The 13,177-nt window shown below is 36.4% G+C and carries 11 protein-coding genes and 2 tRNA genes; 2 read left to right on the forward strand and 11 right to left on the reverse strand.

The window, feature by feature from the left end:
- Positions 1-269 precede the first annotated feature (269 nt).
- The 3 genes from ACFINO_RS02760 to ACFINO_RS02770 form a co-directional block, all read right to left on the reverse strand.
- Positions 270-344 (reverse strand) — tRNA-Val (locus ACFINO_RS02760).
- Positions 345-441: 97 nt separating this feature from the next.
- Positions 442-804 (reverse strand): cell cycle two-component system response regulator CpdR, encoded by a 363-nt coding sequence (gene cpdR / locus ACFINO_RS02765; protein WP_005773448.1) that lies wholly within the window; start codon positions 802-804, stop codon positions 442-444.
- An 842-nt stretch (positions 805-1,646) separates the two neighbouring features.
- Positions 1,647-2,564, reverse strand: coding sequence for a serine aminopeptidase domain-containing protein (locus tag ACFINO_RS02770; RefSeq protein WP_375655011.1), 918 nt, complete (start codon positions 2,562-2,564; stop codon positions 1,647-1,649).
- A gap of 260 nt (positions 2,565-2,824) precedes the next feature.
- Here ACFINO_RS02770 and ACFINO_RS02775 point away from each other — a divergent pair, with 260 nt between their 5' ends.
- A complete protein-coding gene (locus ACFINO_RS02775; protein ID WP_375613075.1) occupies positions 2,825-3,292 on the forward strand; it encodes an Hsp20 family protein in 468 nt (155 codons plus the stop codon).
- Positions 3,293-3,544: 252 nt separating this feature from the next.
- On the opposite strand, the gene ACFINO_RS02780 is transcribed toward ACFINO_RS02775, so the two are convergent.
- Positions 3,545-3,621: transfer RNA gene (locus ACFINO_RS02780), tRNA-Pro, on the reverse strand.
- 607 nt (positions 3,622-4,228) lie between these two features.
- Between ACFINO_RS02780 and ACFINO_RS02785 the strand changes: the two genes are divergently transcribed.
- Entirely contained in the window at positions 4,229-4,594 is a 366-nt protein-coding gene (locus ACFINO_RS02785; protein WP_375633160.1) for an iron-sulfur cluster assembly accessory protein, read from the forward strand.
- A 70-nt stretch (positions 4,595-4,664) separates the two neighbouring features.
- Here the strand turns inward: ACFINO_RS02785 and mazG are convergent, their stop codons facing one another.
- The 7 genes from mazG to ACFINO_RS02820 form a co-directional block, all read right to left on the reverse strand.
- Positions 4,665-5,480, reverse strand: a complete 816-nt coding sequence (mazG, locus tag ACFINO_RS02790) for a nucleoside triphosphate pyrophosphohydrolase (protein WP_375633159.1) — start codon at positions 5,478-5,480, stop codon at positions 4,665-4,667.
- Positions 5,481-5,513: 33 nt separating this feature from the next.
- Positions 5,514-6,443, reverse strand: coding sequence for a lipid A biosynthesis lauroyl acyltransferase (locus ACFINO_RS02795; RefSeq protein ID WP_273791402.1), 930 nt, complete (start codon positions 6,441-6,443; stop codon positions 5,514-5,516).
- A 6-nt stretch (positions 6,444-6,449) separates the two neighbouring features.
- Positions 6,450-7,478 (reverse strand): zinc-binding dehydrogenase, encoded by a 1,029-nt coding sequence (locus ACFINO_RS02800; protein WP_375633158.1) that lies wholly within the window; start codon positions 7,476-7,478, stop codon positions 6,450-6,452.
- A gap of 57 nt (positions 7,479-7,535) precedes the next feature.
- Entirely contained in the window at positions 7,536-8,810 is a 1,275-nt protein-coding gene (locus ACFINO_RS02805; protein ID WP_375633157.1) for a beta-ketoacyl-ACP synthase, read from the reverse strand.
- Between the two features lie 15 nt (positions 8,811-8,825).
- Positions 8,826-10,001 (reverse strand): beta-ketoacyl-ACP synthase, encoded by a 1,176-nt coding sequence (locus ACFINO_RS02810; protein ID WP_375655012.1) that lies wholly within the window; start codon positions 9,999-10,001, stop codon positions 8,826-8,828.
- Positions 10,002-10,011: 10 nt separating this feature from the next.
- Positions 10,012-10,296 carry an acyl carrier protein gene (locus tag ACFINO_RS02815; protein ID WP_005773457.1) on the reverse strand — a complete coding sequence of 95 codons (285 nt, stop codon included), beginning with the start codon at positions 10,294-10,296 and terminating at the stop codon, positions 10,012-10,014.
- A gap of 189 nt (positions 10,297-10,485) precedes the next feature.
- Positions 10,486-12,804, reverse strand: coding sequence for an NADP-dependent malic enzyme (locus ACFINO_RS02820; RefSeq protein ID WP_375618513.1), 2,319 nt, complete (start codon positions 12,802-12,804; stop codon positions 10,486-10,488).
- Positions 12,805-13,177: the final 373 nt, after the last annotated feature.

The following is a 13,177-nucleotide window of genomic DNA, read 5'->3' on the forward strand; positions in this document are numbered from 1 at the left end:
ACAATATTTTTTAGAACGGAAGCCTATGCTTGTGGAAAGAATTTTAAAATCAAACTTCTAATCTGTTGAAAAATGAGGCTGTTATTACGTTTGTGATACTTTTTCCCCCAAGAGGCGCTATCAGAACGTAAAAAATATTAGAAACACTCCGTAAAGTATGCCCTTTGTAGAGGCATGTTGCAAAATCTTATTTCCGAATCTTTATTTACGCATCCCGTACCTTGGAAGAATACGATAATTCGATAATTTATTTATACTATAAAGTTGAATGGTGGGCGTGACAGGGATTGAACCTGTGACCCCTACGATGTCAACGTAGTGCTCTCCCGCTGAGCTACACGCCCATTCATTGATGTTGCATACACCATATAGAATGCCAAACGTCAATGCCTAATTTTATTTTCTCTTTCAACAGATGCAAATAACTTTAAAAAATACTTTTTAAGCAGCGATAAGGATCTTTTCAACTTCATTGACAAGTTCACGTAAGTGAAATGGCTTAGAGAGAACCTTTGCATCAGGAGGGGCATCACTATTTGAATTGAGTGCTACCGCTGCAAAACCCGTAATGAACATTACTCGTAAATCGGGGTCAATCTCAGTCGCACGTCGTGCAAGTTCGATTCCGTCCATCTCTGGCATCACAATATCAGTCAGGAGAAGGGAAAATGGCTCTTCTTGTAAACGTTCATATGCGCTAATACCATTATCGAAATCGGCGACTTCGTAGCCTGCACGTTCTAGGGCTTTTACGAGAAAGCGACGCATATCGTTATCATCTTCTGCGAGCAGGATTCGTTTCATGATTATATTCCAATGGCTCCATTTGTCAGAGTTTTGCCGCATCAATTATACAATATAGAGTATTTATAAAAAAGATGGTAAAATGCTCATAATTGAAATGAATGGCAAAATGGTTAATTCTTACATTCTGATTCAAAATACAGCATATTCGTTGTGAGTTGGTTAAATTCGAAATATATGTGATTTTGAAAAAAGAAGGGGTTCTCTAAAACTACTAAGATGATTTATTACTATCTTTTCTTTTAAAGTTACTGATTATTATCAGAATTCCATTAAAAAACTTATGAAAACCGTTATTGTAGGGTTTTCATATATCGAGAAATTAGAAGAATATTATGTTAATTTATTGTTTTTAAAAAGTTCTCCTAAGAAATAGAAATTTTATAGTTATTTGTTTTTATAGAGATTTGTAATAAATATTATAAATGCGCTTTATTTCAATTTTTTTCTTAAATAGATGAAAACTATTGTTTTCCTAGATATAATATTAAATTATCACTTAATAAAAGATCAAAAATAGTATTTTGATGCTTTATTTGTAAATATGTATCATGTTATATTAAGATATATTTATTATTTTTATTTATATAAATAGTTTTTTTATTAAGTTATTTTTTATGATGTAAAATAATATTATTTAATGTAATGATATACTTTGTATATTAGTTTTTTATTAGAATGCGTGGTGAATATTTAGGTCATGGCTTGCCTGTAAAGGCTAGAAAACGAATCATATGAGTGGTTGGAAAGAAAAATCTATTATATTTATAAAGTGTTTGTAGATCCAATGCTCGTAGAAATTTTCTTTTTTGATGGGGTGGAGCGGAAATTAAGGTTTAGTGTTATTTTACAGATACATTATCGGGAATAAAGGCATCAAATGCAGCCCAAAATTGTTTTTTATAATCTTCGTTAACCATAATTGTATCCAGTTCAGCGCCTGTAATAGTAATACTTTCTGTTAGACGTGTGTGTTGGCATAATTGCCGCACTTCAATGTTGTTTGCAATATTGTTTTGATTGGCAAGAATAAAGAGTGTTGGGATTCGTAAATTTCCATGAAGTACATTTCTCTTCATAGAATCAATCGCATTAAATACTGAAGCCATCCATTGGGATGTTGGGGGCTTAATGGAAGGGAGCGGCACTTTATGTATGTGTCCCAATTGTATATTTTTTTGTTTTGTCTTGTTTAATTTTTTCCCATCTTTCACTGGTATAAAGCCAAGACCTATATCAGAAAGAAATTGTGTTAATTTATGTTGAAAACTATTCGTTTTATTGCCGAATGGAGCAAAAAGAGGAGAAACACAGAGCAATCTATTAAACTGATGATTAATGAGATCTAATCCGCTAAGTGCTATCAATCCACCTATGCCATAGGTGAGCATAGAGTAAGGCGGCGGATAATTAGGATAAACAATATTTTTAAGAAATTTATATAAGTCATTAATATCATTATTTATATCAAAACAATGATATCGTCTTTGTTTTCTTATCTTGAAGGATATTTTTTTTTGATCAAAGCAGTCAAATATTGCTGTATGAAAACCGCGTTTAGAAATTTCATTTATTAATAAAAAATATTTTTCTAAAGTATTTGCGTAGCTTTTGAGAATAACAATTGTTCCCTTAGATTTTTTCACCTCAGGATATGTTATAGCAAAACGAATTTCGTGATCTATTGCTATTTTAAGAGTATCATGATGGATATTAAGAGAAGTGGAACCCCAGTCTATGGGATAAAGAGGTGTTTCCAATTGAAATCCTTTTTACAGTGTATTTGCCGTTTAGTGCTTTGATATTTATGTAATGAAGAAAGAGGATTAAAAAAGGGGTATATTGCTTTTTAGATAGTTTTTATCAATTTAGGTCCCAAAGAGTTGAAATAAAGAAAAACGATTACTAGATAATATAGTGCGGTTGCCATGATGGGGCCGCAGGTTCACAAGTAAGTTTGCCATGTGGGAACTTTGTGAATTAATTATAAATTATAGTCGCTCTAGAGGAGGGCAATATTATGCGTCAAGTAGATTTTTCACCATTTTATCGTTCCACAGTAGGTTTTGATCATCTTTTTAACTGGTTTGATTCTAGAACACAACCAGACGAAGTTTCTTCTTATCCCCCTTATAATATCGAGCGTTTAACTGAAGATTCTTATAGAATTTCTATGGCTGTTGCTGGTTTTTCTCAAGATGAAATTGATATTGAAACGCATTGTAACCAGCTGATCGTTAAGGGAGACAGAAAGTCTAAAAATGATGATGAAGAGCGAGAATTCCTTTATCGAGGTATTGCTTCGCGTGCTTTTGAACGGCGTTTTCATTTGGCTGATCATGTTAAGGTTATTGGGGCAGAACTTGGAGATGGGCTTCTTCATATTCAGCTTAAAAGGGAAATGCCAGCTGAATTAAAACCCAAAAAGATAACCGTACAGATGTCACCATCCATTACAAAAAATGATAACAGCGACGTTATCGTGTAAAGAAAATTTAGAAAATATGAGATCGGATAATTATAAATTTTTCTGAAGAATAAAAAACGCGAGGCAAAAGGTCTCGCGTTTCGTATGTGTTTTCCTAAGAGCGAAGCGCATTTTAATAAAACAGCTTATCTCGAATTTATGATAAAATATCATTGCACATTATTCTACGTTGAAGAAAAAAATCATGTGTGTGCAATTGAAATGCATAATAATTCACTTTTTAAGTAAGCTTATTTTATAGCATTTTAAAAATGGTCGGAGCGGCGGGATTTGAACCCACGACCCCTTGACCCCCAGTCAAGTGCGCTACCAAGCTGCGCTACGCTCCGAGTTCGTGTAAAACGATTAAATGACTGTTTCTTTAAAGGCAAGAGAAAAAATAAACAGAATAAAATCTAAAATGCTTTTGCACTTAGAGCTTTTGAAAGTAAAAATTTTGGACATCAATATTTTGTTGTTAATTCAAGATAAATAACGAATTTGTAAAATTCTTTGTGATCATTAAATTTTTAGCTTTATAGTTAATAGATGTATGCATTTAATTACTTTTGAGATTGTGAGGAGGGGGGTAAGATTGGTGATTTTAGGGGTATGAATTGGAGCAAATGAGTGCGGAAGGTATATTGTTTTCTTACCTAATCGTTACTTTTCTAAAAAGATAAGGATTTTCAAAAGAAGAGGAGTGAATGTATGGTTTTGAAAAGTTTCGTTTTTTAGAGTTTTATAGATGAGGTATTTTGCATTTTATGTGGATAAAAAATTGTAAGTTCTGGATTGTATAATTACAAATCTCGTTTTACGGGTATGTATTTTTATCCAAATAAACAAGGTCAGAATGCTTTAATTGATGTTTCGTTTTTTTTTCTAAAATATCAGATAAAATATTATAGAGGAAAAACTTTCAAAGTGTCTATTGAACTAAGAAAAGAGTAAAGGATGAGCCGTTTTTCGGTAATAAATTTGACGCAAGCAGCAGTGGATCGTGTTAAAGCGATTATGGATGCAAAAGATGCACAGGGTATTCTTGTTGGTATCAAAAAAGGTGGTTGTGCAGGGATGGAGTATACAATTACTCTTGTCAAAGAAAAGGGGATAGCTGCGGATGTTGTTGAAGTGAATGGTGCCCGTGTTTTTGTAGCACATGATGCGGTATTATTTTTATTAGGAACGCAGATGGATTATGAAGTGACAACGTTGCGGTCTGGTTTTGTCTTTAAAAATCCTAATCAAGTTTCAGCATGCGGGTGTGGCGAATCGGTGGAACTTCGTCCTGCTACGCAGGATCAATATAAAACAAATTGAGCTGAGCTAAATTATAATTTAGTAATTTTAGAGGGGCTTGTTCTTTTAGGTAGAAGAAATCTACTATTTTTTATCGTTCATTTTTAGCTTGCTTCCAAAGTGCTTCCATTTCATTCAAGGATGCGTCAGTGAGTGTTTTAGATTGAGTGGATAGCTTTTCTTCAATATAGGCGAAACGATTTCGAAATTTTATATTCGTTTTTTTTAATGCTTTTTGTGAATCAATCGCTAAGTGGCGCGCGAGATTAAGAAGTATAAAGTAGAGATCTCCAAACTCTGCTTCTATTTCTGAGTTTTGTTTACTTTTGATGGCTTCTTTGAGCTCTTCCAGTTCTTCTTCTATTTTTTCAAAAACTTTATCACTTTTTTGCCAATCAAAACCTACTTTAGCTGCTGCTTCTTGTAAAGCAAGTGCCTCTTGGTTTGCTGGCTGGATTTGTTTTACTGTTGCGAGTATGCTTGTGGAGGAATTGTTGTTTTTTTCTTCGCACATTCTTTTTTGTTCAACCTGTTCTCTTTTTTTTATATATTCCCACTCCTCTTTTATAAATCCTCGTTTTTTTTGCTCGGCATTTCCAAAAACATGAGGATGGCGTCGAATCATTTTTTCCGTGATTGCATAAACAACATCTTCAAAAGTAAAGCTGCCTTCTTCTTGTGCTATGGTAGCATGATAGACAACTTGTAAAAGAAGATCCCCAAGTTCTTCACAGAGATCCTTTCGATTTTTTCGTTCAATGGCATCGATGACTTCGTAAACTTCTTCGAGCATATAGGGTATGAGGGATTCAAAAGTTTGTTTTTTATGCCAGATACAACCATTATCAGAGTTTCGTAATGCAGTGATAATTGTAGTGAGATCTCTGATATCTTTTGAGGCTAACATTTTGCACTTCCTTTGTAAGCAATAGAGCTTATGTTAGATGTCCCAACGTCTATGTAACCACATCCATTGTCCAGGATATTCACGGACCCAAGATTCAACAATATCATTTAATTTTTGCGTAGAAGCAGCTATATCGATATCATTTTTTTCATCACGTGGAAGTTCTACATGTTCATATAACTCTAAACGATGACGTCCACTAGGCAAACGAATACAACGTGCTGGATAAATATCACAGTCATATTGTCGAGCAAGTTTTATAATTAAGGGGTTTGTTTTAAGAGGTCTGTTAAAAAATGTTCCCATGATACCGCGGCGAAATTTTTGATCAACGAGCATACCAACATTTTCACCTTCTTCTAATTTGGCTGCTAATGCCCATGCTGCACCGGCCTTGGAGGGAACAAGATGTCCCATAGAAGTTTGTCGTGCTTTAAGGATTCGTTTGGCAACATAGGGATTATTGGGTGGTCTAAATAATACCGTAACATTAAGATCAAAACTTTGTGCACAAATAGGCAGAAGTTCAAAATTGCCAGTATGTGCGGTGAAAAAAATATGTGGTTTTTTTTCATTTTTTAATCGCTCAAATATTTCAATGCCTTTAACCTCAATGAAACCTGGCTCGTCTGCATGAGGATCAAAATCAAAAATTTTATCAAGAAAAATATATTCAGCTAGGAAACGTCCTATATTTTCCCACATTTCTATTGCAATCGCACGGAGTTCTTGCTCTGTTTTTTCTGGATATGCACTCCTAAGGTTTGCAAGTGTGATTTGATGACGATGTACAAGGGGACCAATTTTTTTTGCTAACCAAGCAAAAAAAGAAATTCCCATTTTGGCTGGAAAACATTTTAGAATAAATAAAGAACCAAAGAGTAGATATGCCCATAACAAGTAGGATATTTTTTTAGCTATAATTTTAATACGATATATGAGATTTTTAAGAGAAAGCTTCATCATGATTTAATCGATTTTAAGGATAATTTTACCAAAAACATCACGACTCTCCATTCGTTTTAAAGCTGTATCAATTTCATCCAGCCCAACAATTGTATCAATGACAGGGTGTACGGCTTTTTGTGCCATTTTTTGCATGGCATTTTTCATATTTTCCATACGGCAGCCAAATGAACCGAATATCTTGAGCTGTTGCTGGAATAATTGCATGAGATTTATTGGTGCTGAAACACCAGAGGTAGAACCGCAAGTCACTAAGCGTGCTCCTTTTTTCATACATAACAGAGAACCGTTCCATGTATCGACACCAACATGCTCAAAAACAACATCAACACCTTTTTTTTGGGTTAATTTACGCACTACACCTTCAAAACGATCTTTACGATAATTAATCACATGATCTGCCCCAAGAGAGTGCGCTTTTGCAATTTTTTCATCTGAACCTACAGTTGTGATAACTGTACAGCCCATGTGTTTTGCAAGTTGAATGGCTGCAGAACCAATACCTGAGCCACCAGCCTGTACCAGGATTGTTTCTCCTGCTTGTAGTTTTGCGTTATCGAAAAGCATATGTTCTACGGTACCAAAAGTAATTGGAGCAACTGCTGCTTGCAATTCATCACATTGGGGAGGTGATGGAACTAATAAACGTGCTGGCAAATTGACAAGCTCACACGCAAATCCATCAAGGTGAAAACCATAGACTCCCTTTACATTACTGCAAAGATTATCCCGTCCTTCATGACAAGCTTGGCATACTCCGCAGGTTTGTGCACCATAAATTGAGACAATCTGTCCAAGTTGGAGATGTTCAACGCCATCTCCTATTTGTATAACCTCACCAGAGGCTTCTGCACCAATGATGAGTGGCATTTTTCTTTTCGCAAAAGCCATGCCACGCCATCCCCATACATCAATATGATTAAGAGCAACGGCTTTTATCCGCACAGTTACTTCACCTATACTAGGTGAAGATGGCGGGGAAATATTGGTGATTTCAAGCCGACGATCATCGAAGAGTTTCAGTGCACGCATTATCATCCCCCTTAAATATATTATTGGTTAGCGTTATAAAATTTTATTATTAAAGGATTATCCTTTATATGCAGTGATAACAAGACTCATATTTTGACCACCAAATCCAAATGAGTTTGACAAAACCGCATTGACACAGGACTTACGGCTATGATGAGGAACAACATCTAAAGGGATAGTAGGGTCAGGATTATCATAATTTATTGTCGGTGGAAGTATTCCCGATTGAATGGTTAAAAGCGAAAAAACCGCTTCTATTGCACCAGCAGCAGTTAATGTATGCCCAATCATTGATTTATTAGAAGAGACAGGAATATGCTCTAAAAGATCACCGAATACTGTTGATAATGCAAGATATTCCATTTTCTCATTTTCAGGTGTTGAAGTTCCGTGGGCATTAATATAGTCAATTTCATTGATGGTTATTTTTGCATCGTCTAAAGCTTTGCGAACGGATTCAATTGCTGGTGATGCATCGGGTTTTGAACGTGTACGGTGAAAGTCATCGGCGGTTTCTCCACAGCCAGCTAAAATTCCTAAAACTGTAGCATTACGGTTTAATGCGCTTTGAAGAGATTCAAGAACAAGAGCGCCTGAGCCTTCTGCCATAACAAAACCATCTCGATCACGGCTAAAGGGTTTTGCTGCTTTTTCTGGAGGCTCATTCTGAGTTGAAAGAGCAGATAGTAGCGAAAAACGAATAAGAGATTCTGCTGAAACTGATCCATCTGTCGCAATTATGAGAGCTCTATTTGTCTCTCTCCGTCTAATAGACTCAACACCTAATTGAATTGCTGTTGCACCAGATGCACAGGCAGTGGAAAGTGTAACAGGAAGTCCTTTTGTGCCAAATGTTTTTTGAAGTTTTTCTGCAATTGCACCAAATTGTGTGGATTCAAAAAGCGTCTCATGGAGTTTATCCTTACAGACTTTAAGAAGATGTGCATAAGAAGGCTCATTATTGAATTCTTCCTCTTGATCAAGACTAAAACGTGCTTTCCATTCAAGTTCAACAGGAGGAGCAGCTAGAAAGAGTGGTCCATTAAAATTTTTTTTATCAATAGTAGCTTGTTCTAAAGCTTCTTCAGCAGAAAGATGTGCAAGCTTCTCAGAGAGAGCTGAAGCACCAAGTGTACTTTCTTTAAGAAAATCAATTGTTCCAGCAATATATGTATTTAATCCCTCAACGGGAAAACGTGTTATTTTGTGGATACCACTTACACCGCTAGTTAATTTTTGCCAATTTTCATGTTTCCCTTGTCCCAGTGATGTGACAATGCCTGCACCAGTTATTGCTACAAGTGGACGCCCAAAATGATCATGATATTTCACTATAGAAATTCCCCTTCAAACAGCAGTAAGACGCACAATACCTTCAGCTCTTTTTATACCAATCGTTGTAACAAATATTTCACGTACTTCTTTAGAAAAAGGTTTTTCATGAGGACTTAACACTGGAAAACCGCGTTTTTTTTCAATTGAAAGTGCTGCAAGAGCTAGAGCTAGAGGAAATTGTGCTTCCCGCATATAACCAAATAATGTTGTAATGCCACGGTAAAATAGATCAGCATTATCAAGAGCATTTTGTTCTGCTTTTGTTGCTTCGTGAGCTCCTGAGGCTGCTGAAATGGCTAAGGCAGATTTAGCGCCCGCAGTTTTTAACATTGTTGCAATTGAATCTCTAAGTGGAATTTTGGTTCTATCTGTTTGGTCTGTAATAATTTGGCTAATTTCAGCATAAGCACGTGCGTTGCGTTTTTTGGCATGTTCTCCACTTTCAATAACTAGGAAGATCCCACCAGAACCTGCTATGACACCGCCGCCTGGATAGATTCCACGATCCCACACTGGGCTCCATCCATTATGGGTTAAAAGACCACCAAGCTCATGCGCCAACAACATATCATAACTTTGTGCATTATAGGAACTTCCTACAAGAGCATGGGTACTTTGACCTGATTTAATACGAGCTACAGCAATTTGAAGTGCAGAAAGACCACTGCCTTCTTCTCCCATAAATGTACGAGATGATCCAGTGACTTTATGAACAATTGAAATGTTTCCTGCCAAAAGGTTTGAAAGTTGTGCCAAAAATAATGTTGGACGAAGTTCAGTTGAAAGAGCAACATTTAACATAGAAGCATGATCGGCAACTGCGCGCGCTTTAGAAAGAATCTGTGTATCAACAGTAATATCACGTTCTCCCCCACTTGCCGCTACGATCATATCCATTGTTGAAGTGAGTTGTTCATTATTTTTTATGCCGGCATCATCAAGAGCAAGACCAGCCGCATAGGTACCAAGACGCTGCCATGTTCCCATTTGCCGTTGATCACTTTTTTTAGGAATTTGTAAACTCCAATCAATTTCGGGCAATTTATGAACCGTGTAAGGTGAAAAAGTTGTATAATCTAGGTTTGGTGTACGGATTGGATCATTTAAGAGATTCCAATGTTGATCAGTTCCTGCCCCCAGAGAGCTTATGAGACCTATACCAGTAATGAATACAGATTGATCATGCATGGCGAAAAAACTACTCCGCCTGTTTTAAGGCAACGAGATCATCAATTTTTGCACAAAGGTTTTTAAGAACAAAGTATTCTTCTGTTGCAACGGTACCTTCGTTGACTTCTTGTGTCCATTGTTCTAGAGGGACTTTTATTCCGAAAGCTTTATCAATAGCGAAAACAATATCAAGAAAATCAAGACTGTCGATTCCTAAATCGTCAATTGTATGACTCTCAGGTGTAATTGTATTGCGATCAATTTCACTGATTTCTGCAATGATATCAGCAACTTTATCAAACGTGGAAGGCAATGTACGGATTCCTTATTATAGAGTTAGTAAATTCAAAATACATTTAATATTGTTCTTCTAGCCTTTTTTCTCTTTAAAAAAAAGACTTAATCCAGAATATAGCTGTCTTTATCTATAGAGAAAAGAGGTTTACAGTACATGAAATACTATATCTCAATATTTAAAAAACTTTGAAATTTTATTGCGCATTTATTTTACAAGACTATTTTTTCTATTGGCAGCAAGGACAGCAAGGGCTGTTATATTAACAACTCCCCGGGAAGTTACTGAAGGCGTTAAGATATGGGCGGGACGTGCTGCCCCGATTAGAATAGGACCAACATGGAGTGCATTTGTGAGGCTTTTAACAGTGTTGAGCGTGATATTGGCTGAATCAAGTGTTGGAAAGACAAGCAAATTAGCTTCACTTTTAAGACGAGAATTAGGAAAAACACGATCACGAAAAACTTTGGAAAGGGCAGCATCAGCATGCATTTCACCATCTGCTTCTAAATCAGGGTGTAATTTGGCAAGAATTTCTGTTGCTCGTCGCATTTTACGCGCACTTTCTGTGTTTTTAGAACCAAAGTTTGAGTGTGATAATAAGGCTGCTTTTGGTGTTATTCCAAATGCTTCAACTTCTTGAGCTGCCAACACAGTCATTTCAGCGATTTCTTCTGCAGAAGGATTTTCATTGACGTAAGTATCTGTGAGGAAAAGAGTACGTTGTTGAGAGATAAGCAAACTCATAGCAGAAAAACGGTGAACATGAGGATCAAGACCGATAATTTGTTCAATCAATTCAAGTTGACGTTCAAAGCGTCCTTCTAAGCCGCAAATCATTGCATCTGCTTCTTCACGCATAACGGCAAGGGCAGCAATAGCCGTTGTTGATGTTCTCACTACTGTTTTTGCCATTTCAGGCGTAACACCACGCCTCCCTGTATAATGAAAAAATAAATTAACATAATCACGAAAACGTGGATCATCTTCAGGGTTTGTTAATTCAAAATCTATACCAGGACGAATTCTTAAACCAAAGCGTTTTAATCTTGCTTCTACGACATGTGGACGGCCGATAAGGAGGGGCGTTGCTGTTTGTTCTTCAATGACAACTTGTGCTGCACGAAGGACGCGTTCATCTTCACCATTGGCATAGATGACGCGTTTACGTTTTGCTGTTTTTGCTGCAGCAAAAACAGGTTTCATTGTTAAACCAGAAAGAAAGACAAATCGATTGAGGATATCATAGTAGGCCTCCATATCTTCAATGGGACGAATGGCGACACCAGTTGTCATTGCTGCTTTAGCAACAGCGGGAGCAATACGCAGTATTAAACGCGGATCAAAAGGAGAGGGGATCAGATAGTCTGGTCCAAAATTGGGTGGTTCTTTCGAGTATGCACGTGCTACAACATCTGAAGTTTCTTCACGTGCAAGGGCAGCAATCGCATGAACAGCGGCCATTTTCATTTCTTCATTAATTGCACTAGCACCTACGTCTAATGCACCACGGAAGATATAGGGAAAACAAAGGACATTATTAACTTGATTGGGATAATCAGAGCGTCCTGTGCAGATCATTGCATCTGGTCGTATAGAGCGTGCTTCTTCAGGCATAATTTCTGGTACTGGATTAGCCAGTGCTAAAATGAGTGGATTTTGAGCCATTCTTTTAAGATATTCAGGCTTTAAAACACCACCCGCAGATAGGCCTAGAAAAATATCCGCATCATCAATAATATCAGATAAAGTTCGTGCGTCCGTTTTTTGTGCGTAATTGATTTTCCAACGATCCATAAGGGTCTTGCGACCTTCATATACAACTCCCTCTAAGTCACTAAGCCAAATATTTTCAACTTTTGCCCCAAGACGAACCAAAAGATTAAGGCAAGCGAGGGCAGCAGCACCTGCACCTGAGGTAACTATTTTTGCATTTTCAATTTTTTTTCCTGAAAGATTTAAGGCATTTAATACAGCCGCAGAAACAATAATGGCAGTTCCATGTTGGTCATCATGAAAAACTGGAATTTTCATTTTAGCACGAAGTTTTTCTTCGATGTCAAAACATTCAGGAGCCTTAATGTCTTCAAGATTAATACCACCAAATGTAGGTTCTAAGGTCGATATTGTTTGTACCATTTGTTCTATATCGGATGCATCAATTTCAATATCAAAAACATCAATATTCGCAAATTTTTTAAATAAAACGGCTTTGCCTTCCATAACTGGCTTGGAAGCGAGTGGACCAATGTTCCCTAAACCAAGAACAGCAGTTCCATTGGATATAACAGCGACTAAATTAGCACGGGAGGTATATTGAGCAGCAAGATTGGGATCTTCATGAATCGCAAGACATGGTGCTGCAACGCCTGGAGAATAAGCAAGAGCTAAATCACGTTGATTATCAAGAGGTTTTGTTGCTTGTATTTCCAATTTTCCAGGTTTTGGGTGTTGGTGATAAAAAAGTGCGGCACTGTCAAGTTCAGCTTTTGGTGAACTGAAATCACTATTTTGTTCTCTAGACATTTTTATGATATCCAAGTTAGCGTATGTGTATATGAGATGTTCCATCTACGATAAGGTTTTGTCCACTAATAAATCCTCATTTCTCTGAATATCAAAATGTATGAGTATGAGAAAACTCTTCTGGATTGTAAAACCAGTTTGATAATTCTTTTTGTTTGTGTGCATGAATAATTTCATTGATAGCAGCACGATTAGTTTTTTCTTTCCTTAATAAAACCCGTAAAAATTGATTAGTCTACAAACGAATAAAATATTACTAATAATTACATTACCAAGCCATTATTTTTTTTGCAATGCTTACAACTTAAGGAAAGAAAAGAAGAGTGCTTTCTATTAACTTCATCTTCTTTATTTAAATTTCTATAGGGAGGTA

The organism is Bartonella sp. AA83SXKL (genome assembly GCF_042196965.1).
Lineage (GTDB): Bacteria > Pseudomonadota > Alphaproteobacteria > Rhizobiales > Rhizobiaceae > Bartonella.

What these genes read in the sequence shown, in the direction of transcription:
- cpdR (WP_005773448.1), bottom strand. Translation starts at nt 804, where the DNA reads ATGAAACGAATCCTGCTCGCAGAAGATGATAACGATATGCGTCGCTTT.
- ACFINO_RS02775 (WP_375613075.1), top strand. Translation starts at nt 2,825, where the DNA reads ATGCGTCAAGTAGATTTTTCACCATTTTATCGTTCCACAGTAGGTTTT.
- ACFINO_RS02785 (WP_375633160.1), top strand. Translation starts at nt 4,229, where the DNA reads ATGAGCCGTTTTTCGGTAATAAATTTGACGCAAGCAGCAGTGGATCGT.
- mazG (WP_375633159.1), bottom strand. Translation starts at nt 5,480, where the DNA reads ATGTTAGCCTCAAAAGATATCAGAGATCTCACTACAATTATCACTGCA.
- ACFINO_RS02795 (WP_273791402.1), bottom strand. Translation starts at nt 6,443, where the DNA reads ATGAAGCTTTCTCTTAAAAATCTCATATATCGTATTAAAATTATAGCT.
- ACFINO_RS02800 (WP_375633158.1), bottom strand. Translation starts at nt 7,478, where the DNA reads ATGCGTGCACTGAAACTCTTCGATGATCGTCGGCTTGAAATCACCAAT.
- ACFINO_RS02810 (WP_375655012.1), bottom strand. Translation starts at nt 10,001, where the DNA reads ATGCATGATCAATCTGTATTCATTACTGGTATAGGTCTCATAAGCTCT.
- ACFINO_RS02820 (WP_375618513.1), bottom strand. Translation starts at nt 12,804, where the DNA reads ATGTCTAGAGAACAAAATAGTGATTTCAGTTCACCAAAAGCTGAACTT.